Source organism: Pacificitalea manganoxidans (assembly GCF_002504165.1).
Classification (GTDB): Bacteria; Pseudomonadota; Alphaproteobacteria; order Rhodobacterales; family Rhodobacteraceae; genus Pacificitalea; species Pacificitalea manganoxidans.
Genome location: NZ_CP021404.1, coordinates 1928915 through 1952380 on the forward strand (window position 1 = coordinate 1928915; position 23466 = coordinate 1952380).

The 23466-nt window shown below is 65.2% G+C and carries 21 protein-coding genes and 1 pseudogene; 10 read left to right on the forward strand and 12 right to left on the reverse strand.

From position 1 onward, the window contains the following. Window positions 1-6 precede the first annotated feature (6 nt). The gene (locus CBW24_RS08815; protein ID WP_097373371.1) at window positions 7-1182 is read left to right on the forward strand and encodes an RsmB/NOP family class I SAM-dependent RNA methyltransferase; all 1176 of its coding nucleotides are present in this window, start codon (window positions 7-9) and stop codon (window positions 1180-1182) included. 133 nt (window positions 1183-1315) lie between these two features. Beyond that, window positions 1316-3640, forward strand: coding sequence for an ATP-binding protein (locus tag CBW24_RS08820; protein ID WP_097374179.1), 2325 nt, complete (start codon window positions 1316-1318; stop codon window positions 3638-3640). Window positions 3641-3649: 9 nt separating this feature from the next. Here the strand turns inward: CBW24_RS08820 and recR are convergent, their stop codons facing one another. The 8 genes and pseudogenes from recR to guaA form a co-directional block, all read right to left on the reverse strand. Continuing rightward, window positions 3650-4252, reverse strand: coding sequence for a recombination mediator RecR (gene recR / locus CBW24_RS08825; protein ID WP_198405159.1), 603 nt, complete (start codon window positions 4250-4252; stop codon window positions 3650-3652). A gap of 103 nt (window positions 4253-4355) precedes the next feature. Beyond that, window positions 4356-5527: pseudogene (locus CBW24_RS08830) on the reverse strand (NAD(P)/FAD-dependent oxidoreductase). Next, window positions 5524-6189 carry a response regulator transcription factor gene (locus tag CBW24_RS08840; RefSeq protein ID WP_088663792.1) on the reverse strand — a complete coding sequence of 222 codons (666 nt, stop codon included), beginning with the start codon at window positions 6187-6189 and terminating at the stop codon, window positions 5524-5526. Before CBW24_RS08840 ends, CBW24_RS08830 begins: the two are co-directional and overlap by 4 nt. Next, the gene (locus CBW24_RS08845; protein WP_097374180.1) at window positions 6186-7664 is read right to left on the reverse strand and encodes a cache domain-containing protein; all 1479 of its coding nucleotides are present in this window, start codon (window positions 7662-7664) and stop codon (window positions 6186-6188) included. The genes CBW24_RS08840 and CBW24_RS08845 overlap by 4 nt, the downstream gene beginning before the upstream one ends. 181 nt (window positions 7665-7845) lie before the next feature. After that, a complete protein-coding gene (locus CBW24_RS08850; protein ID WP_097373375.1) occupies window positions 7846-8127 on the reverse strand; it encodes a putative quinol monooxygenase in 282 nt (93 codons plus the stop codon). After that, window positions 8124-9140: a glycosyltransferase family 8 protein gene (locus CBW24_RS08855; protein WP_097373376.1), complete on the reverse strand. Its 1017-nt coding sequence runs from the start codon at window positions 9138-9140 to the stop codon at window positions 8124-8126. Before CBW24_RS08855 ends, CBW24_RS08850 begins: the two co-directional genes overlap by 4 nt. Window positions 9141-9170: 30 nt before the next feature. After that, on the reverse strand, window positions 9171-9419 hold the full coding sequence (locus tag CBW24_RS08860) for a hypothetical protein (protein ID WP_198405160.1): 249 nt from the start codon (window positions 9417-9419) through the stop codon (window positions 9171-9173). Beyond that, window positions 9410-10975 (reverse strand): glutamine-hydrolyzing GMP synthase, encoded by a 1566-nt coding sequence (gene guaA / locus CBW24_RS08865; RefSeq protein WP_097373377.1) that lies wholly within the window; start codon window positions 10973-10975, stop codon window positions 9410-9412. Before guaA ends, CBW24_RS08860 begins: the two co-directional genes overlap by 10 nt. A gap of 143 nt (window positions 10976-11118) precedes the next feature. On the opposite strand from guaA, the gene CBW24_RS08870 reads away from it, so the two are divergent. Further along, window positions 11119-11877 (forward strand): meso-2,3-butanediol dehydrogenase, encoded by a 759-nt coding sequence (locus CBW24_RS08870; RefSeq protein ID WP_088663787.1) that lies wholly within the window; start codon window positions 11119-11121, stop codon window positions 11875-11877. Between the two features lie 92 nt (window positions 11878-11969). Beyond that, window positions 11970-13523, forward strand: a complete 1554-nt coding sequence (locus CBW24_RS08875) for a trimethylamine methyltransferase family protein (protein ID WP_097373378.1) — start codon at window positions 11970-11972, stop codon at window positions 13521-13523. 90 nt (window positions 13524-13613) lie between these two features. Here CBW24_RS08875 and CBW24_RS08880 read toward each other — a convergent pair whose 3' ends face one another. Beyond that, on the reverse strand, window positions 13614-13910 hold the full coding sequence (locus CBW24_RS08880) for a DUF6477 family protein (RefSeq protein WP_097373379.1): 297 nt from the start codon (window positions 13908-13910) through the stop codon (window positions 13614-13616). 248 nt (window positions 13911-14158) lie between these two features. Between CBW24_RS08880 and CBW24_RS08885 the strand changes: the two genes are divergently transcribed. Further along, complete coding sequence (locus tag CBW24_RS08885; protein ID WP_097373380.1) at window positions 14159-15286, forward strand: DUF6456 domain-containing protein; 1128 nt, start codon at window positions 14159-14161, stop codon at window positions 15284-15286. A gap of 2 nt (window positions 15287-15288) precedes the next feature. Here CBW24_RS08885 and CBW24_RS08890 read toward each other — a convergent pair whose 3' ends face one another. Continuing rightward, on the reverse strand, window positions 15289-16383 hold the full coding sequence (locus tag CBW24_RS08890) for a sensor histidine kinase (RefSeq protein ID WP_097373381.1): 1095 nt from the start codon (window positions 16381-16383) through the stop codon (window positions 15289-15291). A 278-nt stretch (window positions 16384-16661) separates the two neighbouring features. Continuing rightward, window positions 16662-18167, reverse strand: coding sequence for a catalase (locus CBW24_RS08895; protein ID WP_097373382.1), 1506 nt, complete (start codon window positions 18165-18167; stop codon window positions 16662-16664). A gap of 95 nt (window positions 18168-18262) precedes the next feature. On the opposite strand from CBW24_RS08895, the gene CBW24_RS08900 reads away from it, so the two are divergent. The 3 genes from CBW24_RS08900 (at window position 18263) to CBW24_RS08910 (ending at window position 20217) form a co-directional block, all read left to right on the forward strand. Beyond that, window positions 18263-19207: a hydrogen peroxide-inducible genes activator gene (locus CBW24_RS08900; protein ID WP_088663781.1), complete on the forward strand. Its 945-nt coding sequence runs from the start codon at window positions 18263-18265 to the stop codon at window positions 19205-19207. Between the two features lie 294 nt (window positions 19208-19501). After that, entirely contained in the window at window positions 19502-19759 is a 258-nt protein-coding gene (locus CBW24_RS08905) for a YjhX family toxin (RefSeq protein WP_097373383.1), read from the forward strand. Between the two features lie 14 nt (window positions 19760-19773). After that, complete coding sequence (locus tag CBW24_RS08910) at window positions 19774-20217, forward strand: GNAT family N-acetyltransferase (RefSeq protein ID WP_097373384.1); 444 nt, start codon at window positions 19774-19776, stop codon at window positions 20215-20217. 171 nt (window positions 20218-20388) lie between these two features. Here CBW24_RS08910 and tkt read toward each other — a convergent pair whose 3' ends face one another. After that, entirely contained in the window at window positions 20389-22407 is a 2019-nt protein-coding gene (tkt, locus tag CBW24_RS08915) for a transketolase (RefSeq protein ID WP_232529646.1), read from the reverse strand. Window positions 22408-22684: 277 nt separating this feature from the next. Here tkt and CBW24_RS08920 point away from each other — a divergent pair, with 277 nt between their 5' ends. Both CBW24_RS08920 and CBW24_RS08925 read left to right on the forward strand, forming a co-directional pair. Continuing rightward, the gene (locus tag CBW24_RS08920) at window positions 22685-23044 is read left to right on the forward strand and encodes a hypothetical protein (protein WP_088663778.1); all 360 of its coding nucleotides are present in this window, start codon (window positions 22685-22687) and stop codon (window positions 23042-23044) included. Then, window positions 23037-23432 (forward strand): cell division protein ZapA, encoded by a 396-nt coding sequence (locus CBW24_RS08925; protein WP_088663777.1) that lies wholly within the window; start codon window positions 23037-23039, stop codon window positions 23430-23432. The genes CBW24_RS08920 and CBW24_RS08925 overlap by 8 nt, the downstream gene beginning before the upstream one ends. Window positions 23433-23466: the final 34 nt, after the last annotated feature.

The window sequence follows — 23466 nt, forward strand, 5'->3', positions numbered from 1 at the left end:
GCGGTCATGACCCCCGCCGCGCGCGTCTCCGCCGCCATCGCCCTGCTGGATGATATCCTGCAGGGCGCGCCCGCCGAAAAGGCGCTGACCGTTTGGGCGCGTAACAACCGCTATGCGGGGTCGGGGGATCGTGCCGCGATCCGCGATCAGGTTTATTCCGCGCTGCGGCGCCTGCGTTCCGCCGCGTGGGCCGGTGGCGCGGGGGACGCTCCGACCGGGCGCGCGCTGATGCTGGGCCTGCTGCGGCAGGAGGGCGAGGATGTCGACGCGATCTTTACCGACGCGCGGTTCGCACCGGTGCCTTTGAACGACGCCGAGCGGCAGATGCCGGGCACCGCGCCCGAGCCGGTCGCGCTTGATTGTCCCGAGTGGCTCGAAGCCGATCTGCGCGCCAGCCTCGGCGAGGATTTCGTGCCTGTCATGACAACCCTGCGCGATCGGGCCCCGATCACCCTGCGCGTCAATCTGCGGAAATCCGATCCCGCCCATGCCGCCGCCCTGCTGGCCGAGGAGGGCATCGCCACCACGCCCAATCCTCGGGCCGAAACCGCATTGAGCGTGACCGACGGTGCGCGCCGCGTGGCCAATAGCGCGGTCTACCGCGATGGCCTCGTCGAATTGCAGGATGCGGGGTCGCAGGCGCTGGCGCAGGCCGTGCCGGTGGCGGACGACGCGCGCGTGCTGGATTACTGCGCCGGTGGTGGGGGAAAGACACTGGCCCTTGCCGCTCGTGTCTCCGCCCAGTTCATCGCCCATGATGCAATCCCCGCCCGCCTGCGCGACCTGCCGGACCGGGCCCGCCGTGCCGGGGTAGAGGTGCGCGTGAGCGACGCCCCGGCCCAGGCGGGTTTCGACGTTGTCGTGGCCGACGTGCCCTGTTCGGGCAGCGGCGCGTGGCGGCGGCAGCCACAGGCGAAATGGGATCTAACGCCCGATCGGCTGGCGGAACTGACCGCGCTGCAATCCGAAATACTGGACGATGCCGCGCGCTGCACCGCGCCGGGGGGCGTGCTGGCCTATATGACCTGCGCGCTGCTCGATGCCGAGAATGCCGCGCAGATCCGCGCCTTTGCGACCCGCCATCCGAATTGGACGGTGACGGAAACCCGGACCAGCCGTCCCGATGCCGATGGCGACGGGTTTTTCCTTGCCTTGCTACGGGCCCCCGCACAGACTGCTTGACAACTTCCGGTTGTTATTCACCCATCTGCCGTAAAAAGTTAACCTGCGGTTAACCTATTTCATGCGAGGCAGAAGGGGATTGGTCCTGTCGAGGAGGGAACAGGTGTCGCATCAGGCCCTGTCACCGCATCCCATGTTGCGCAGCGCGGTCCTTGTTTCAAGGCGGGCTTGGGTGCTGCTGCTTCCCGGTGTGGCGGTGCTTGCGCTGTCGACCGTGGTGCATCTACCTGCCTTGCGGCTTATGCTGCTGGTCGCGGGGCTGACGCTGCTCGCGCTGACCGGATTGATTGCCATCGCGTGGGCGCTGGACCGGCGCAGCCGACAACGGCACTGCGCGGCACTCGCCCGGCTCATCAAGGACGATCCAGAGTCGGTGCTGGTCAGCGATCCCGATGGGGCGGTGCTGGCCATGAACCCGGCTGCCCGCGATCTGTTCGCCCTGCCCGAGACCGCGCCCGCGCCGCCTGCGCTTCTCGATATGCTCGACACCCGCTGCGCCGCCGCCGGTCCAACGCTGACGCGACTGCTGTCGCAGGTGGAGGCACGCGGCACGGCGCAGGCCGATCTGGACAGTGCCACCGGCACGCTTTCCGTCTCCGTGCATCGTGTGGAGGGAACAGGCTATCACTGGCGCATCACCCGCGCGGCGCAGGCCGGATCGGGCGTGGAGGGGCAGGGGCCATCCCGCAGCCTGCCCATGCTGACCGTTTCGGCCAAAGGCGACATCATTGCGCTGAATGGCCCGGCGCGTCGGCTCATCGGCACGCCACCCGCGCGGCTTGATGCGCTTCTCGATACCGTCACCACCGGGGACGCCGACCCGATCATCGCCACCGCGACCGGCCCGCGTCCGGTCCGGCTTTGGGATGTGGCCGCGCCCGATGGCACCCGCGAAATCTATCTGCTGCCCGCTGATGCCCGCGCCGACCGCACGCCGGATGACGCTGACGCGGCCCCCACCCAACCGGCCGAGGATGCGCTGGAATCCCTGCCCGTCGCCGTGCTGCGCACCGATGGGCGCGGTGTGGTTCTGACAGTCAATCGGTTGGCCCGCCATCTGCTGGGCGCGCGCGGGGTTGCGGGCACGCCGCTTGTGTCATTGGTCGAGGGGCTGGGCCGCCCCGTGGGTGACTGGATCGACGACGCGCTGACCGGGCGCGGCAGCGGTCATCCGGAGGTTTTGCGCAGCACCGAGCCGGAGCGCGACCTGTATTTGCAGGTCACTCTCAGCCGTGTCACCCACCCCTCCGGTGCGGTCGGTCTGATCGTGGTGCTGGCCGACGCGACAGAGCTCAAGACACTCGAAGCGCAGTTTGTCCAAAGCCAGAAAATGCAGGCCATCGGACAGCTTGCCGGGGGCGTCGCACATGATTTCAACAACTTGCTCACCGCGATTTCCGGCCATTGCGATCTGCTGCTGCTGCGCCACGATCAGGGCGATCCCGATTTCGCGGATCTAAGCCAGATCGCCCAGAACGCCAATCGCGCCGCCAGTCTGGTGGGGCAGCTTCTGGCGTTTTCGCGCAAGCAAAACCTGCGGATGGAAATCCTCGACCTGCGCGACAGCCTGTCGGAATTGGCGCATTTGCTCAACCGGCTGGTGGGTGAACGGGTCCGTTTGCGGGTGGCGCATGATCCCGCGCTGCTGACGGTGCGCGCCGATAAACGGCAGATGGAACAGGTGGTGATGAACCTTGTCGTCAACGCCCGCGACGCCATGCCGGAGGGCGGCGAAATCCGGATCGAGACGCGGATGCGCGATCTCGACACCGCCTATAGCCGCGACCGTGTCAGCGTGCCGCCGGGGAGCTATGTCTCGTTGACCGTCGCCGATGACGGCACCGGCATCGCGCCTGACAAACTGCCCAAGATTTTCGAGCCGTTCTTCACCACCAAACGCCCGGGCGAGGGCACGGGGCTGGGCCTGTCCACCGTGTATGGCATCGTCAAACAGACCGGCGGCTATATTTTCGTTGACAGCACACCGGGCACGGGCACGACATTTTCGATCCTGCTGCCGGTGGATACCCGGCTGGCTCCGCAGGAACAGCCGCTGCTGCCCAGCCCGCGGCGCGAACGCCTGTCCAGCCCCGGCGGCGTCGTGCTGCTGGTCGAGGATGAGGCCCCGGTGCGGGCCTTTGCGTCTCGCGCGCTGCGGATGAATGGCTACACGGTGCTTGAGGCCGACAGCGCCGAACGCGCGCTGGACATGCTGGAGGCCGAGGATCTGCGCGTCGATGTCTTTGTCACCGATGTGGTGATGCCCGGGCTCGACGGGCCAAGCTGGGTGCGCCGCGCGCGCGAACAGCGCCCCGATGTGAAGGTGATTTTCGTGTCGGGCTATGCCGAAGGCGTGTTGGAGGGCTTGCAGGATCAGATCGAAAATTCGGTCTTCCTGCCCAAGCCGTTCTCGCTCAGCGAATTGACCGAAACCGTGCACCGGCAACTGGCGAAATAGGCCCTGCGCCTATCCCAGCGCGCGACGGGCCCGCAATGCCGCGCCGATGGTGCCATCGTCGAGGTAATCGAGTTCCCCCCCGATCGGCACCCCCTGCGCAAGGGACGTCACCGCGACGCCCCGATCCTCCATCGCGTCGGCCAGATAATGCGCCGTGGTCTGTCCGTCGACGGTCGCGTTGAGCGCCAAAATGACCTCGGTGATCTGCTCCGCGCCAAGCCGGTCCAGCAGACGCGGGATGCGCAACTCATCGGGTCCGATCGCATCCAGCGCCGATAGCGTCCCGCCCAGCACATGATACCGGCCCTTGAACGCGCGGGTGCGCTCCATCGCCCATAGATCGGCCACATCCTCCACCACGCACAGCTCCCCGGTCGCGCGTTTCTCCGAGGCACAGATGCTGCAGATCTCGCTGGTGCCGACATTGCCGCAATTGATGCATTCGCGGGCGGTGTCCGCCACCTCCTGCATGGCCTCGGCCAAGGGGGCCAGCAATTGACCACGCTTCTTGACCAGATGCAGCACCGCGCGGCGGGCGGACCGGGGGCCAAGACCGGGCAGCCGGGCCATCAGCCCAATCAGCTTGTCGATGGATTCAGGGGTGTCGCTCACGCGCGGGCTCCTTCCTGTCGGGGCAGTCCCGACGCGACCAAACCAGATAGCGCTTGGGATGAAAACGTCACAACCCCCGTCAGCATGGTCACGGCCATCGGGGTCATGGCGCAAACTTCCGCGCGTAGCCTTCGTCATCCGCCGAGCCGCCGGTCAAAGTCACCGCGCCGAGGCGTCCGATCTCATCGCTGCTTTTCGCCGCCGCGCCATTGCCGCCCAGCAGGACCGAGATCCCCGGCGCCACGCGCCCGATGATCGGCAGGCCGCTGGCCGTATCGCTGATGATGCAGGCGCCATGGCTGATCGCCGCGATCTCCATATCCGGCAAGAGGCCCCGCAGGATGTCGATCTGCTGCGCGGCAACCTCCGCCGCGCCGCCGCCGCGAAACCAGTCATTTGCCGCCTCAGCACCGTGCAGCAGCCGGTCCACCGGGTCGCCGCCGATCTTGATGCGCAGCGAACCGTCAGGATAGCGCGCGGGCGGCACCACATAGACGTAGAACCCGGGCGGATCGGGTCGCCAGATCAGCGCGGGCAGGGCGCGCAATCGCTGGGCGGTCGCCTCCGACACATGCGCCATCGCGATGGTGCGGGCATAGACGGTCAGAGGGGGCGCGACGTCCAGCAGCCCGTCAAGCGCGGCATAGCCCCCGGTCGCCAGCAAAACCTGCCGCGCAACCACGCCATCACCGCCCTCGAGCGTCAGGTGGATATGCCCGTCGCGCTGCGCGATCCCCCGCACGGCGGATGGGATATGGCCGACACCGGCGCGCGTGGCCGCCGTGATCTGCGCCCGGACCAAGGCGCGCGGATCGATGAACCCGGCATCGCCCGCCTCGACCACCGCCGCCGTGCCAGCGGGGAAGCTGTAGCCCATCTGCATCAGATCCCCGCCGCGCAACTCCCGGCACGCGATGCCGCTGGCATGTGCCGTGGTGGCGGTGCGCGTAATGAAGCCGTCGCTGCGGTCCGGACCGGCAGCATCGCGCCGACGGGATGGTGAAACGCCACGCCGCCTGCCGCAGCAATGTCGCCATAGCGCGCCATGGATCGCTGCGCGAGCCGCGCCCAGTCTGGATCTGGGTCGATGCCACGGGTGATGCGCCCGGCGTCATAATGGCTGGCGAAGGGGCCGGTGTGATGCGCGGGGATCGCAGGCTCCGCCGGGCCGATCAGCAGATTACGCGCGCCGGGCGCCATCATCGCCAGATGCCGGGCAGCGGCGGCCCCCATCATGCCCGCGCCGATGATGACGTGATCGTAGGTCCGGCTCATAGCCGCACCCCGGTGCCCTGCAGCACCCCGTGTTCCAAGGCGTAGCGGGTCAGCCCGGCGGTGGAACTGATGCCCAGCTTGGCCTTGATATTCTTGCGGTGGGTTTCGACCGTGCGCACCGAGATATCCAGCACCTCCGCCACCTCGCGATTGGATTTGCCCAGAGCCAGTTGCAGCAGGATCGTCTGTTCGCGGTTGGTCAGCGGCACGCGCCCGTCGGCGGTCTGCGGGGTGATCGCGGCACGGGTGCCGGTGCACAGGTAGCGATCCCCGGCCATGACGCGGTCGATGGCGGTCTTGATCTCTTCGGTCGGGACGTCCTTGAGCAGATAGCCGCGCGCGCCGTGGCTGAGCGCGGTCGAGATATATTCCGGCGTGTCATGCATCGACAGGATCAAAATTCGCGTGTCGCAACAGGTTTCAAGGATCATCTCCGTCGCTGAAAGCCCGTTCACCCCCGGCATGTTCAGATCCATCAGGATCACATCGGGGCGCAGCTCCGCCACCCGGTCGATTGCCTCCTGCCCCGAAGACAGCGTGCCCACGACCGTGATGTCATCATAGCTTTCCAATATGGCCTCGATACCCTCGGCGACCATCGGATGGTCATCGACGATCATGACCCGGACGGGCGCGGCGGGCTGGGGCGGCGGGGCGGTCATGGGCGGGGTCCTTCGGCGGGGGGGATGGGCGATGCGGTGTCGGATGTGCCCGGCGCACGGGATCGGCGGCGGCCATTATCGGTATCCGGCGCCAACAGGCGGGTCAGCGGCACGGTCGCTTCGATCAGCGTGCCCTCGGCGCTGCTGGTGACGGTCAACCGCCCGTCGAGCCGCTCAAGCCGTTCATGCATGTTGCGCAGCCCAAGGCCACGGCTGCCCGCGCCGCGCCCGCCGCTGGCCTCCATGCCTTTGCCGTTGTCGCTGATCCGCATGGTCGCGCCCTTCTTGTGGCCAAAGACCGACAGCTTCACCACCGTCGCCTCGGCGTGACGCTCGATATTGGTGAGCGCTTCCTGTGCGATACGGTAGAACGCGGTCTTGGCCTCGGGTGCAAGCCGGTTGGAGAAAACGACCGTTTCAAACTCGGTGTGAATGCCGGTGCGCTGCTCGAACTCCTCGGTCAGCGCCTGAAGCGCGGGACCGATACCCAGATCGTCCAGCACCGAGGGGCGCAAATCGCGGCTGATCCGGCGCACTTCGGTGATCGCGGCGGACAGGTTCGCAACCCCGCGATCAAGGTTGTCCGCGGCGCGCGCGTCGCCCGAGGCCAGCCGCCTGCGCGCCAATTCCAGCGCGTAGCGCACACCCACCAACATCTGTGAAATCGAATCGTGCAGTTCCCGCGCGACGCGGCCGCGCTCCTCCTCCTGCGTGTCGAAAATGCGCAGCGTCAGTGCTTTTAGCTTCCGATCCGCGCGCCGGCGATCCCGCATCACGATGACGACGCCGACAAGGAACACCGCCCAAAGCGCGCCGATGGTGATGGCGGCGATCCAGCCAAAGGTCGCGCGAATGCGCTGCTCGGTCTCCGCCCGCGCGGCGGAGACGGCCTCCAGCACATCGTCGATGAAAATGCCGGTGCCGACCGCCCATTGCCAATCCTGCAGACCGATGACGTAGGACACCATGCGCTCCGTCTCGCCGGTGCTGGGCTTGGTCCACAGATAGCTGTGATAGCCGCCGCCTGCGCGGGCAAGGTCGATCAATTCGTCCACCACCGGCGTTTCTTCGATGTCGCGCAGACCGGCCCAGTTACGGTTGATGAGCCGGGTTTCGCGCGGCGCGACAAGGTTGGTGCCGGTGTAGTCGTAGACAAAGATGAACCCGTCACTGCCGTAGACCATCGCGGCGAGCGTCTGTTTGACCCGCTCTTGGGCCGCGCGATCATCGGGGAGGGCGGGATTGTAATCCCGCGCAATCGCGGTGCGGGCCAGCGCGAGGTAATTTTTCAGCTCGCGCTTCTTGGCCTCGATAAGCTGGGTTTCAAGCTCCGCGATCTCCCGCTCCGACAGGCGGCGCGCTTCTACCGCGACCAGAACGGACAGCCCCGCGACGGTCACGATCAGCGGCACGGTCGCGGTCAGCAGCAGCGCCCGGGCCGAGCCGGGGCGGCGCAGGCTGGACAGCGCCTGCATGATCTGACGAAACGGGATAAGGGACATGCGCGCGGCTGCAAGATAAGGGTAAGGTTACGCCGCTGCGGGCGCGTGCCGCAACTATGCCCGCGCCGGTCCGGTGGGGCAAGCGGCGCGGCGGGGCCGTAGCGCCCAAATCCTCCGCATATTTACAGAAATTCAGCGGCTTACGCTGGGGGGCTCATCCCTTGACCTCGGTCCTGGTGAAGTCGCGGGGCAGGTGTTTGGTGGCGCTGAACCAGTCCGACGCGCGGGTGCGGGCCTGATGCGCCTCAAATGCGGCGGCATCGCGGAAAAGCTCCGTCACCTCGTAGATCTGCGGGGCGTCAGGGCGCGGGGCAACGTGGAATGACAGGCATCCCGGCTCGGCGCGGGTCAGGCGCAGATGGTCGGGCAGATGTGCCTCGACCAGCGCGATATCTTCGGGCGTCAGACAGGTGAGCGTGCCAGTGAGCCGCATCATGCCGCGGCCTCCGTATGCAGGCTGCGGCCCAGCAGGGCCTCCGCCGCGCGCTTCATCGTTTGGTATTCATCCCAGTAGCGGGCGCGCAAACGTCGCTGCAACGGCTGATGCACCAGATGCCAGCGCCACGGGGCCGAAGCCGCCTGCCACGGCTTTTCAAACCCGGTAAAATGAATGATTGCAGGATCTTCTCGACTGACCTTAAACCTATCGCGCAGCTCGGCGGGCACATAGGATTTGCCCGTTTTCGGATCCCCCCAGCCGCTGTTCCATTCCGGTGGCAGGATCAGCCGGTCGTCGCGGAACACCATGTTCAGCCAATCCTGATCGCGGGAGGTATAGCGCGCCGTGGCCTCGATATCGCGCATCGGTTCGGCCAGCCCACGGGCGCGGATGCGGTCAAGGTCGAGCAGCATCACCCCGGAATTGAAGTAGCCATGCATGTCGATCCCGTCGAGCTTCCGCCCGCGGGCCAGCGTTTTGTCGGCGGCTTTGCGGGCACTGGCGGCGCGGCTTGTGCGGGCCTTGGCCAGCATGACTTGCACACCGGGCGCAAGGCAGGCCCCGATGGCCCGGCCCTGTAGATCCGTTTGCCACAGCGCGTTCAGATCGCGCCGGGCGATCACATCCCCGTCGAGATAAATCACCCGGCCCCGGTGAATTTCCGGCAACAACAGGCGCGACCGCGCGGCCAAGGGCAGCCGCCCGCGTTTGAGATGCCGGAAAGGCGCAAGGTCGACCGGCTCCAGCCGTAGATCCGCCTGCGGGAATGCCGCGCCATAGATCTCCAGATCCCGCGCCATCGTGCCGGGGTCTTCGGTCGGATGCAGTGTCACGCGGATCGGGCCGGGGGTCCGTCGCAGCACGGACAACAACGACACCAGCGTGCAGGGCGCAAATGCGGTGTCGAAGAAATAGGTGACATGGGGCGGGGTGCCGGGGGCAGGGCGATCGGCCCCGGCATCGGGGGCGGGGCCGGCCTGATCGTGATCCGCGCGCGTGTCACCTGTCATGTCATCTGCCTTTCGTCGGGGCGTGATGCGTCAGAACCAGCGCAGCATCCCCACGATGCCCGCAAAGGCATAGAAAAACTGCAACACAAGGATGCCCTTATGCCCGCCCAGCCACGCCCAGAGCCCAATCGATACCGATGAGATCAGCAGCAGCGTGAAGCCTGCGAATTCGGATCCGGTGTTCGACGCGACCAGCAGCGAATAGAAAATCGCCGTGCCGACGCCGAACCATTCCAGAAGGCGCGAACTGCGGCGGCGCGCCATCGTCTTCATTCCCATTCGATCGTTCCCGGAGGTTTCGAGGTGATGTCATAGGTGACGCGGTTGATCCCCTTGACCTCGTTGATGATCCGCGTGGCGGTTTCACCGAGGAAGTCGTGGCTGAAGGGGAAGTAATCGGCGGTCATGCCGTCCACGCTGGTGACCGCGCGCAGCGCACAGGCGAAGTCATAGGTGCGGCCATCGCCCATCACGCCCACGGTGCGCACCGGCAGGATCGCGACAAAGGCCTGCCAGATCTCATCGTATAGGCCATGCTTGCGGATCTGGTCGATGTAAACGGCATCGGCCTTGCGCAGGATTTCCAGCTTCTCGCGGGTGATTTCGCCGGGACAGCGAATGGCAAGGCCGGGTCCGGGGAAGGGATGGCGCCCGATAAAGCTGTCGGGCAGGCCCAGCTCGCGCCCCAGTTCGCGGACCTCGTCCTTGAACAGTTCGCGCAGCGGCTCGACCAGCTGCATGTTCATCCGTTCGGGCAGGCCGCCGACATTGTGGTGGCTTTTGATCGTGACCGACGGCCCGCCGGAAAAGCTTACGCTTTCGATCACATCGGGGTAAAGTGTGCCTTGGGCGAGGAAATCCGCACCGCCAATTTCCTTGGCGTGCTTCTCGAACACCTCGATGAACAGACCGCCGATGATCTTGCGCTTGGTTTCCGGGTCGGAGACGCCGTCAAGCTTGCCGAGGAACAGTTCGGATTCGTCGGCATGGATCAGCGGCAGGTTATAATGCTCCCGGAACATGCCGACGACTTCTTCGGCCTCGTTCAGGCGCATCAGACCGTGATCGACGAAAACGCAGGTCAGCTGTTCGCCGATGGCCTCGTGGATCAGGATCGCCGCGACGGAGCTGTCGACGCCACCGGAGAGCGCGCAGATCACCTTGCCGTCGCCCACCTGTTCGCGGATCTTGCGGATGGCCTCGTCCTTATAGGCCTCCATCGTCCAGTCGCCCTTGAACCCGGCGAGCTTCACGAAGTTTTCGTACAGCGTGCGGCCATTGGGCGTGTGGTGCACTTCGGGGTGGAACTGCACGGCAAAGAAATTGCGCTCCAGATCCGCGGTGATCGCGAAGGGCGCATTGGGCGAGGTGCCATAGACCTGAAATCCGGGCGCGATGGCGCTGACATGATCGCCGTGGCTCATCCAGACCTGCTCGCGCGTGTCGAGGAACCAGCCGTTCAGCACGTCGATCCGGTCGTCCGACGGGGTGACGTAGGCACGTCCGAATTCGGCCGTGCCGTGGCCCCGCTCGACGGTGCCGCCCAACATGTGCATCATGACCTGCTGGCCATAGCAGATGCCAAGGATCGGCACCCCGAGATCAAAGACCGAGGCCGGGGGCCGGGGGCTTGCCTCGTCCAGCACGGAGGCCGGACCGCCCGAGAAGATCACCGCCTTCGGCGCGAAATCGCGCAAGAAGTCGTCGGTGACGTTCTGGAACGGGTGAATTTCACAATAGACATCGAGTTCCCGCAGACGACGCGCAATGAGCTGCGTCACCTGAGAGCCGAAATCGATGATGAGCAGGCGGTCGTGTTGCGCGGGAATATCCATGCGCGTCTGATATTGCGGGTCGCGCCGCTGCGCAAGACGCGGGAAAGCGCTCTGCGCGAAATCCGGTCGGAACGTGTGCGGGACGCATACGTTGTGGGCAGGACGGGGCCGGAAGGCCCCGACACTACCAAAGGAGTTCCCGCATGAAACGTTTCGAAGGCAAGGTCGTGATCGTCACTGGCGCGTCCTCCGGCATCGGTGCCGCCACCGCGCGCCGCTTTGGGGCCGAAGGCGCCAAGGTCGTGCTGGTCGCCCGCTCGAAGGACGATCTGCACGCCGTCGCCGCCGATATTCCACGCAGCATGTGCATCGCCGCCGATGTCAGCAAACCCACGGACGTGCGCCGCATCGTAGCGGATGCGACCGGCGAACACGGGGCGATCGACGTGCTGATCAACAACGCTGGCACCGCCGTCATGGGCACGCTGGAGGAGGTGGATCACGACGGCTGGAACAAGGTGATCGATACCGATCTGACCGGCGTCTATCAATTGACCAAGGCGGCGTGGCCCGCGCTGAAACAATCGCGTGGCAATGTAGTGATGACTTCATCGGTTTCCGGACTGGGCGGCGATTGGGGCATGTTCGCCTATAACGCGGCCAAGGGCGGGGTGACGAACATGACCCGCGCGCTCGCGCTCGACGCCCGCAACAGTGGCGTGCGGGTCAACGCGGTGAACCCGTCACTGACCAAGACCGAACTGACCCAAGGGATGCTCGACAACGACGACCTGATCGCCAAATTCGAAGAGCGCATCCCGCTTGGTCGCCCGGCGGAGCCCGAAGACATCGCGGATGTCATCGCGTTCCTTGCCTCGGACGACGCGCGGTTCGTCAACGGGGTGAACCTGCCGGTGGATGGCGGGCTATCGGCCTCGAACGGGCAGCCGCCGCAGGTCTGAGCGCGGCGCGCGTCATCTCGGGCCGAATTCATGCTTCACAGGTGCCGCCCGCTTGGTCATGCTGAACGGACAACCAGCGGCGGAGGCCCGAGATGAGCGACAGCGCAGATCCCTCTGGTGGACGGGCGCGCCGTAGCCGTGGCGGCGGCGGCGCGGCCCGCCGGGCCGAACGGATGGCTCCGAAGCTGCGACCCGCACCGCCGATCCATCGGGAGATCCCCGATCTGGACCTGCTGCCTGCGGCTACGCTGGATCTGATCGAGGCCAACGCCGAAACCGTGCTGGAGGAGATCGGCGTCAGATTCACGGACAATCCGCAGGCGCTCGCCCGCTGGGCCGATGCGGGCGCGCGGATTGACGGGGATCGGGTGCGGCTGCCTCCTGGACTTGCCCGCAATCTGTGCGCCACGGCGCCTGCGCGCTTTACCCAGCAGGCCCGCAACCCGGCGCGCAGCGTTGAGATCGGCGGGCGCGATCTGGTGCTGGCGCCGGTATATGGCCCGCCCTTCGTGCGTGATCTGGACGGTGTGCGCCGCTACGCCACGCTGCAAGATTTCCGTGATTTCGTGAAGCTCGCCTATATGTCGCCCAATCTGCACCATTCAGGCGGCACCCTGTGCGAGCCGACGGATGTGCCGGTGAACAAACGCCATCTGGACATGTTGCTGGCCCATATGACGCTGTCGGACAAACCATTCATGGGCTCCGTCACCGATCCGGCGCGGGCGCGCGACAGCGTGGCAATGGCGGAGATCCTGTTTGGCGGATTGGCGGGGCGGACGGTGATGACCTCGCTCATCAACATCAACTCGCCGCTTAGTTTCGACGCGACGATGATGGGGGCGCTGGAGATCTACGCGGGGGCGAATCAGGCAACGATCATATCGCCGTTCATCGTGGGCGGAGCGATGGCCCCGGTCAGCGTCGTCGGCACGCTGACACAGGTGTTGGCCGAATGCATGGCGGGGATCGCCTATGCGCAATTGATCCGCCCCGGCGCGCCGGTGATCTTTGGCACATTCGTCACCTCGATCGATATGAACAGCGGTGCGCCGACCTTTGGCACGCCCGAAGCCGCCCAGGTCACCTATGGCGCGGGGCAACTGGCGCGGCGGCTCGGCGTGCCGTATCGCTCTGCCGGGGCGTTTTGCGGGGCTAAACTGCCGGATGCGCAGGCCGGCTATGAAAGCGCAAATTCCCTCAATGCCGGATTGCTGGCCGGGGTGAACTTCATGCTCCATGCCGCAGGCTGGCTGGAGGGCGGTTTGGTCGCGAGTTTCGAGAAATTCGTCATGGATGACGACCAGTTAGGCATTTTGCACCGCATGGCGCGGGCGCTGCCGGTGGACGAGGGCGGGCAAGCGCTCGACGCGATGCGGGAGGTGGGACCGGGCGGGCATTACCTTGGCTGTGCGCATACGCAGGCGCATTACCGCGATGCGTTCTGGCGCTCCGACGTGCTGGATTACAAACCCTACGAGACATGGGAGGAGGAGGGCGCGCGGGATACGGCCGATCTGGCGCGCGCCCGCGTGCGCAAGCTTCTGTCCGACTACGTCGCCCCACCGCTGGACCCGGCGATCCTGACGGCTCTTGAGGCCTTCGTGGCGGAGCGGAAAGCGGCGGAACAGGACGCGTTCAGCTAAGGCGATCCGGCGCGCGCGCTGCCAATCGTTAACCGCTGGTTGAGTGCAATCAGGCTCCGCATCTACGCCATGCACAGGTTTTCCTCAGATTTATCCACACCCCTCGGTGGACAACCGCAACAGCCGGGATTCGGCCAGAATGGCGATCAGAATCTCGACATGACGGGCATAGGAATAGGCACCATGACGGGCCTGACGGGCGGCTTCGATCTCTGACTCGAGCAGGATCAGGGCGCTCAGGGCGCGGGCATGTCCGGGCGCATCTGATACTTTCAGGATGCGTCGCAAGCACTTGTTTCTGTTGTATTCATCGACGCCGAGGCGCGCCGCGCGGACCAGCAGGCGAGGACGAAAGAGAGAATGTAGGACGGTCGGTTCACAAGACATCTGGCAGCCTTTCGTTGCGATCAGACAGCCCTGCCACAGCTTTGCGGGGTGTTGCGTGCATGCAGGTTTGAGCGCGCGCCGTGATGACGTTTGTTTTCATATTAACAACAATGATGACCTCCCATCGCGACTTTATCTATTTGGTAACCAATGCTACCCAAGGTTGATGGCCCTTTCTCAAGTCCGGCACCGCCCGCGCTGTCGTTCCTGCGAAAGATCCGCATTGGTGCAGGTGTCAGGGGGTGACAATGAGCCAGAATGTCGAATTGCCCGGCTGGATCCCGGACAGTGCTTGGCACTATGTGCGCCATACCGAGTCAGGTTTGCCGATCCGCGCCGTCGCGCGGGATACTGGCTGTCATGCCTCGACCATCCTGCGTCAGATCAGGCGGTATGAGCAGCGTCGCGATGACCCGTTGGTCGATGAGGCCCTTGCCCGTTTGGGGCAGGTGTCAGGTCGACCGGATGTGTGTTCCAGCGATAAGGAGCCCGGCCCCATGACCGCGCAGTTCACCCCGTCTTCTCTGTTATGCGACGATGCCACCGTGATGCGCGAGGCGCGTCGTATCCTGCGACGATTGTTGGAAAGCGGCGCGTTCCTTGCGGTCGCGCAGGATATGGAAAAAGCCGCCGTGATGCGGGCGTTGGAGGATGGACGCACGATGCGCACCGCGGTCGTGACGCGGCAGGTGGCGCAGGCTTTCGCGCTGAAGGAATGGATCGTGTGCAGCAAACCGGGCCGGGTCGCGAGCTACCGGATTACCCCGGCGGGGCGCGCGGCGCTCAAACGGCTGTTGGCGCAGGACGGGCGCGGCGCGGCTGGCGCGGACGCGGATGGGTTTGCCGAGGCGCAGGCGCCGTTCGCCGCGCAGCACCGGGACATGACGCACCGTGACATGCCCGATCCGGACGGCGGCGCGCAGCGCAAGCGTGTGCGCTACAACATGGCCGAAAGCCCGGTTGTGGCGCTGGCGCGGCGGCGCGACAAACAGGGCCGTCCGTTCCTGAGCCCCGAGCAGGTCAGCGCCGCCGAACGGCTGCGCGAGGATTTCGAACTGGCGCAGATGGGGCCACGCGTGACGCAGAACTGGGATCGGTTCCTGACGGCGGGCAGCCGCGGTGGCTTTAGCGGGGACACGGGCGGGCAGGGCAGCCAAGCGGCCCGAAGCCGGGTGGCACGGGCCTTGGCCGATCTGGGGCCGGGCCTGGGCGACGTGGCGCTGCGCTGCTGCTGTTTTCTGGATGGGCTGGAAGTGGCGGAACAGCGCATGGGCTGGTCGGCGCGGTCAGGCAAAATCGTGCTGCGCATCGCGCTCGACCGGCTTGCCCGCCATTACCAAGACACCTATGGCCCCGGCGCAGGCATGATCGGCTAGCCTCAGCTGCCCATATTCAGCGGAAAGGTGATCCGGGTCACAAGCCCCGGATCGCCGTCGAGCATCTCCGCCGAGCCGCCGATTTGTGAGGCGGACGCGTCGATAATCCGCAATCCCAGCGAATTATGCCCGTTGCTGTCAGGCTTCAGCCCCGCGCCATTGTCCGAACACACAAGCCGCGCGGTGCCGTCGTCGTCCAATTCTGTAATGACCCGGATTTCTCCGGGCTCGCCATTCGGGAAGGCGTGCTTGAAGGAATTGGTCGCGAATTCGTTGACGATCACCGCCAAGGCGGAGGCCTGCCGCGATGTGACCTTCATCGGCTCGGGTTCGATATGCAGCCGAATGTTGGGCGGGCGCGCCCCGTCGATCAACTGGCCGACATTGTTCAGATAGGTGCGCAGGTTAATGCGTCCGCCAGCCCCGGTGCGATACATTTCCTCATGCAGGGCCGCAACGGTCCCGATACGGCGTTCGACCACGGCGAGCAGGGCTTTGGCCTCCTCCCCCTTGGCGGCGCGGGCCTGTAGGCGGGTGAGGGCGGCGACGGTCTGCAACGAGTTCTTTACCCGGTGATCGACCTCTTGGCGCAGGGTTTCGGCCTCGATCACGCCGCGCCGCAGCTCCAGCATGCGCGTGACCTGTCTGGCCAAGGCACGCAAGGCTTTGCGCTGCGTGTCGGTGAGCTTGCGCGGGGTGTAATCCAACACGCAAAACGACCCAAGCGGCAGGCCGTCATCGCCCCGCATCACCGCGCCGGCATAGAACCGGAATTGCGGCCCTGCGCAGACCAGCGGATTATCAATGGTGCGCGGATCGGTGGCGGTATCTTCGATCTCAAGAAAATCGTCTTCTAGGATCGTATGGGCGCAGATCGACTGATCGAGCGTCGTTTCCCGCAGGCCAAGTCCGGTTTCGGCCTTGAACCATTGCCGATCGGCATCGACGAAGCTGACCAAAGCCACGGGTGTTTCGCAGATCGCCGCCGCCAGCGTCACCAGCTCGTCGAATTCCTCCTCGCGGTCGGTATCGAGCACCTGCAACTCGCTGAGCGACGCGAGCCGTTGGGTTTGCTGGGGATGGGGAGGGGCAAGCATGTCTGCGGTGGGTCGTTTCTGTCTAGGGATTTAGGCCCGGTAGAGATAGAGGGGATACCTCTCTGACGCAATTCACAATTTTCTACTTGGGCGGGCAGGGCCTGCGCGGCGGGACCGTGTCTGCCGCGCTGCAGGGGTGTCTGCAGGCGCACCACGCTAGGCGCGGGATGCGGCAGGGCGTAAGTCGCTAATATCCTAAGAAAAAGGGGCGTCCGGATAACCGGGCGCCCCGAGGATGTGTGTGGCGGAGGGGACCACGAACGGGCCCCCTGCACCGATCAGTCGTTGCTGTCGACCGGCGTGTCGTCGCTCACCGGGATGGCGTTGACGTCGGTATCACCGGCCTCATCAGCGGCGCGCACGCCTGCTGCGTAATCGGGGTGCACCTTCTCCAGCACGGCCAGCCAACGCTCTTTCACCGGCTGCGAACAGGGGCCGAAGGCTGCGGCCATGTTCTTATGCAGACGATCCCGCTGCGCAGCGTCGAGCACTTCGGTGTAGAGCTTGCGCGGCTGCACGTAATCGGCGTCCGTTTCGACCTGCTCATACCGATCCATGTCGCCGGAGATCTTCAGCGGCGGTTCCTTTACGGACGGATCGGCCACGGGCCCGCCATACTGGTTGGGCTCGTAATAGGCGTCCGGGTTGCCGAAATCATTAGTGAAGAACCGCATCGAGCCGTCCTTGTGGTAATGATTCAGCTTCGCGGCCTTGGGCGCGTTGGCGGGCAGGGCTTCGTAATGGGTGCCCAGCCGGTAGCGATGCGCGTCGGCATAGGAGAACACCCGCGCCTGCAGCATCTTATCGGGGCTGAAGCCGATACCCGGGATCTTGTTCGACGGCGAGAACGCTGCGTTTTCAACCATCTGGAAGTAGTTCTCGGGGTTCTTGTTGAACTCCAGCATACCGACGGGGATCAGCGGGAACTGATCATGCGGCCAGACTTTGGTCAGGTCGAACGGGTTGAAATCGACATCGTTGGCCTGCTCTTCGGGCATGACCTGAATGTTCAGTTCCCATTTCGGGAATTGGCCTTCGTCGATCGCGTTGTAGAGATCTTCCTGATAGCTTTCGCGGGTCGAGCCGATGAGCTTTTCCGCTTCGCCGTTGGAGTAGTTCTTGATCTCCTGCTGGCAGCGGAAGTGGAACTTCACCCAGTGACGCCCGCCTTGCGCATTCCACATGGAATAGGTGTGCGAGCCGTAGCCGTGCATGTGCATCGGGTTCACCGGGATGCCGCGATCGGACATCAGGATCGTGACCTGATGCACGGATTCAGGCTGCGCGGCCCAGAAATCGAACATCGCTTCGGGGGAGCGGAGGTTGGTCTTGGGGTGACGCTTCTGGGTGCGGATGAAGTCGGGGAACTTGAACGCATCGCGGACAAAGAAGATGGGCGTGTTGTTGCCCACGACGTCCCAGTTGCCTTCTTCGGTATAGAACTTGATCGAGAAGCCGCGCACGTCGCGCTCGGCATCCGCAGCGCCCAGTTCGCCCGCCACGGTGGACCAGCGCGAAAGGATGTCACAGGTGTTGCCGACCTGAGAGAAGATCTTGGCACAGGTGTATTTGGTGATGTCGTGGGTCACGGTGAACGTGCCCTCGGCGCCCCAGCCCTTGGCGTGAACGACACGCTCGGGGATGCGCTCACGGTTCTGGTGGGCCAGCTTTTCGACCAGCTGGTAATCTTCCAGCATCACCGGGCCGCGCGGACCTGCGGTGGCCGACGTGTTGTTGGACGGAACCGGCGCGCCAGCCGATGTTGTGAGGCGATCTTTCGTCATGGGTATCTCCCTCGAGTGCGATTGAGGGTGACTATGGCGGAACTCTGTAATAATTAAAAATCGGAAATACTTCGAAACTGCATAAGGTTTTGCTGATGAGCCTGACATTGCGCCAGTTGCGTTATTTCGAGGCGCTCGCACGCGAGGGCAGCTTTGGCCGGGCCGCCGCGGCGGTGAACATTTCGCAGCCCGCCCTGTCGATGCAGATCCGCGAATTGGAGGACCGTCTGGGCGCGCCCCTGATCGAACGTCTGCCGCGCGAGGTGCGTCTGACCCGGATCGGGCGCGAGGTGCTGCGCCGCGCCAGCCATGTGCTGGCCGAGATGGCGGAACTGGAGGCCGTGCCCCGCCGCGCGCGCGGCCTGATGGGGGAGTTGAAGCTGGGCGTGATCCCCACGGTTGCCCCCTACCTGTTGCCTGTGGCGCTGACCCGGCTGAGGGCGCGCGATCTGACGCTGGAAATCCGGGTGCGCGAGGCTCAGACCGCGCAGTTGCTGGCGGGGCTGGAGGCCGGGGCGCTTGACGCCGCCGTTCTGGCGCTACCCGTGGATACCGGCGCACTGGAGGCGATCCCGCTTTGTGAGGACCGGTTCGTTCTGGCCGGGTCTGCGGCGCGGCTGGAGCGGTTGGGACCGGCGGCGGAGGATCTGCGCCCGACCGAACTGGGTGCCGATCAACTGTTGCTGCTGGACGAGGGGCATTGTCTTGCCGATCAGGCCATCGCTGCCTGTTCTCTGGACCCGACCCGGCGGCGCGTCGACCTTGGCGCCTCGTCGCTGGCGACTCTGTGCGGGCTGGTGGCCGAAGGGTTCGGGCTGACGCTGTTGCCGGAAATCGCCGTGCGGTCCGAATTGGCGGGCGCGCCCGCGCTGCGCCTGCGCCGGTTCAGCGCGCCTGAACCACGGCGCACGCTGGCGCTGCTGCGCCGTGCCACGGGCGGCATGCAGGAAGACTGGTTTGCGGAACTGGGCGCGGTGCTGCAAGCGTCGTTAGGCGATCTGCTCGACCAAGCGCACCGCATCGCGCCAGTGGCGGAGTAGCGGCTGCGGCAGGGGCGGCGGGGGCTTGAGCTGACAACGGACTGTGGCGCAGACGAAACACAGCAACTGATCTAGCAAACCTGACTTGCTCTGAGGCCACGGCGTGCCTAAGTCGCAATCAGCATGACGCGAATGGCCTCATGCGATGGAGATTTTATGCAAGAGCCCCGGGCCAACGCCCGCTCCTGACCTTTCCAAGCCGGTAGGCTTCAGGAGCAGCTGAAACATCAAGGACACTCACGCGCATCGCTGAGTGAGCCTGTTTCTGTGCTCTCATGAAATCGAGACAATCCATTGAATATATCACGGCACGAACAGCGTGTTCTGCACGAACTCGCCCTTGGCGGGGCTATCCACTATGACCGGTGCGACAAGGGCAAGATCCGCGAAGTCACCTGTGTGACACGCGAGGGGCACGTCCTGACGGACTGCACGCTCGACCTGTTCCAGCGGCTGAAACGACGCCGCTTCATCCGCTCGCAAAACGGACGCCCTTACCGCGTGACGCGGCTGGGGATCACGTCAGTGCGCGCGCAACTCAACCAACGTTAAAAGGACCACAGCCAATGAACACTCCACTTGCGATCCGCCCCTACCGCCACGGAGACATCGAAGCGGTGATCGACGTTTGGCTGCGCGCGAATGCGCTGGCCCATCCGTTCCTGTCCAAAGACTTCGTCGCCGAGGTGCATCAGGCGATGCGAAACGTCTATCTGCCCAACGCCGAAACCTACGTTCTGGAGAGCGACGGGAACGTCGCGGGCTTCATCGCACTTATCGGCAATGAAATCGGCGGATTATTCCTCGATCCGGCGTTGCACGGGCAGGGCCATGGCCGCGCATTGGTGGACCACGCGGTCTCACTCAAAGGCCCGCTGTCCGTGGAGGTCTTCCGCGACAACGAAATCGGTCGGCCCTTCTATGAACGGTATGGGTTCGTGTTCGTCGCAGACGAACTTCACGCGCCGTCCGGTCATGTGAGCCGCAAAATGGCTATGCCGGGCGCGTAACCTCGCCAACATGCTGCCCGTCCCCGTCGCCGCCCCTGTGCGCGGAGACGGGCAAACCACCCTTCGTCATGTGATCGCAGGCGGACCAGTCGGTGCCGATCATCGGGTGTGACATGAAAAAAGCGGGCCCGTAGGCCCGCTTTTCCGCATAGATCCAAGATTGCCTTGGGCTTAAAGCAGCGCTTCGGCGGCTTCGGCCACTTTGGCGGCGGTGATGCCGAAATGCTCGTAGAGAACCTCCGCCGGAGCAGACGCGCCGAAGCTGTCCATGCCGACAAAGGCCGCTTTCTGCTCGCGCCCGCGCTCACCCAGCAGGAACGCATCCCACGGCTGACGCACGGCGGCCTCGACCGCGACGCGAACCGGACCGGCGGGGAGGACGCGGCGGCGATAGGCTTCGTCCTGCTGGCGGAACAGTTCCATGCAGGGCACGGACACGACACGGGTGCCGATGCCTTTTTCCTGCAACGCGGCGCGTGCGGCCATCGCAATTTCCACCTCGGAGCCCGAGGCCATCAGGATCACCTGACGCTTGCCCTCGGCCTCGGCCAGAACATAGGCCCCCTGCGCGGTGAGGTTCTTGGTCTTGAACTCGGTGCGCACGGTGGGGAGGTTCTGACGGCTCAGCGCCAGCACGGAGGGCCGGTCCTTGGCGGTCAGCGCGATTTCCCAGGCTTCGGCGGTTTCCGTCACATCGGCGGGGCGGAACACCAGCGTGTTCGGCGTGGCGCGCAGCATGGCCAGATGCTCGACCGGCTGGTGGGTCGGGCCGTCTTCGCCCAGACCGATGCTGTCATGGGTCATGACATAGCCCACGCCCACACCCATCAGCGCCGACAGACGCATCGCCGGGCGCGCGTAATCGGTAAAGCACATGAACGTGCCGCCATAGGGATAGGTGCCCCCATGCAGGGCAATGCCGTTCATCGCAGCGGCCATGCCGTGTTCGCGGATGCCGTAATGGATGTAACGGCCTTTACGATCCTCGGGGGAGAACACGCCCATATCGGCGGTCTTGGTGTTGTTCGAGCCGGTCAGGTCGGCAGAGCCGCCGATGGTCTCGGTCATCACCGGGTTGACCACCTCAAGCACCATTTCCGAGGCTTTGCGCGTCGCGACCTTGGGCTGGGTTTCGGCAACCTGCTTTTTCAGCGCCCGGATGGTGGCGGCAAGTTTCTTCGGCGGCTCACCGGCGATGATGCGGGCCAGTTCGGCCTGCTTGCGCTCGGACAGGTCGGCCACGCGGGCCTCCCATGCTTCGCGGTCGGCGGCGCCGCGGGTTCCGATGGCTTCCCACTGCTGCTTGATCTCGGCGGGGATCTCGAACGGGCCGTTGACCCAGCGATAGGCCGCCTTGGTGTCGGTAATCAGCTGCGCATCGGTCAGCGCGCCATGGCCCTTGGACGTGTCCTGCGCCGAAGATCCCAGCGCGATATGCGTCTTGCAGGCGATCATCGAGGGGCGCTTGCTGGCCTTGGCGCGGGTCAGCGCGGCGTCGATCGCCTCCGGATCGTGGCCGTCGATCTCGATCACTTCCCAACCCGATGCCTTGAAGCGCAACTTCTGCTCGGTGCTGTCGGAAATCTCGACCTTGCCATCGATAGTGATGCCATTGTCATCCCACAGCACGATCAGGCGGCCCAGCTTCATGTGGCCCGCCATCGCGATGGCCTCTTGGCTGACGCCTTCCATCAGGCAGCCGTCCCCGGCGATGACATAGGTGTGGTGATCCACGACCTTGCGGCCCCAGCGCGCGCGCAGGGATTCCTCGGCGATGGCAAAGCCGACGGAGGTGGCGATGCCCTGACCCAGCGGGCCGGTCGTGACCTCGATCCCCTTGGCGTGGCCGTATTCGGGGTGGCCTGCGGTGATCGCGCCCAGCTGGCGGAAGTTTTTCACCTGCTCCAGCGTCATGTCTTCGTAGCCGGTGAGGTGCAGGAGCGCATAAAGCAGCATGGAGCCGTGGCCCGCCGACAGGATGAAGCGGTCGCGGTCGAACCAGTCGGGCGACTTGGCATCGAATTTCAGGTGCTTTTCGAACAGCACCGTGGCGACATCGGCCATGCCCATCGGCATGCCGGAATGGCCGGAATTGGCCGCGGCCACGGCATCGAGGGTCAGCGTGCGGATCGCGGCCGCCCGCGACCAGTGATCGGCGTGAATGTCGTTATAGGCGACGATGTCTTTCACGGGGAGCGTCCTTCCTGCGGGTAATCGAGTTGAGGCGTGATAGCAGCGGCACCGCGAAGTTCAAGCCGTAGCCCGCGTGCAAACCGGCCTGACGGCGGAAAACCGTGGCGCACCCGTGACGCCCGGCAAAGGGGGGCGCATTCCCCGACCCCATTGGCTACACTCGACAAGATCGGCGTGCTGTCCGATTCGGCCTTGCGGTTGCGGCCCGGGTTGGGAAAAGACGGGCGGCAGAGACACCCGGACCAATCCGGGGGAGAGAGCAGGAAAGGCTTCGATGACGGAATTTTCCGATTTCGAAAATCGCATCACCGCGGCGATGGACCGGATCACCCAAGCGGTTGCCGGGTTCAGCGTGGAAACCGGCCCTTCGGAGGAACAGCAGGAGATGCTGCGCGCCGCCGAGGAGGAGATCCACACGCTGCGGCAGGCGCTGGAAACCGAACACACCGCCAACGCGCAACTGCGCGAGCGGATCGCCGCGCTAAAGGCGCTGAAGGACAAGCAGCACGCCCGCATCGCGCAGCTGGAGGCCGAGGAAAACCGCCTGCGCGCGACGCAGGCCGCCGACCGGGCCGAACTGGATGAGCTGATCGCCGCTCTGGGCCCCCTGATTGAGGAGCAGTCGCATGCCTGACGTGGATATTCACATCGGCGGTCGCACGTTTCAGGTGGCCTGTCAGGAGGGCGAGGAAAGCTATCTGCATTCCGCCGCCGGGATGCTCGACCGTGAAGCCGCCGTTCTGGTGGATCAGATCGGTCGCATTCCCGAAGCGCGGATGCTGCTGATGGCCGGGCTGATGCTGGCCGATCGCACCGCCGCCTCGGAAGACAAGGTGACCGAGCTGGAAGCGGCGCTGGCCAATCGCGATGCCCGCATCGCGGAACTGGAAAACCGCCCCGCGCCGGAGCCCGAACAGATCGAAGTGCCCGTGATCCCGCCCGAGGTCACCCAAACCTTCGCCGACCTCGCCGCCCGCGCCGAAACGCTGGCAGATCTGGCCGAGGAAAAGGCGCAGGGCTGAGGGCGCGGCGGGGATGGTCACGTCGTTGGCCGTG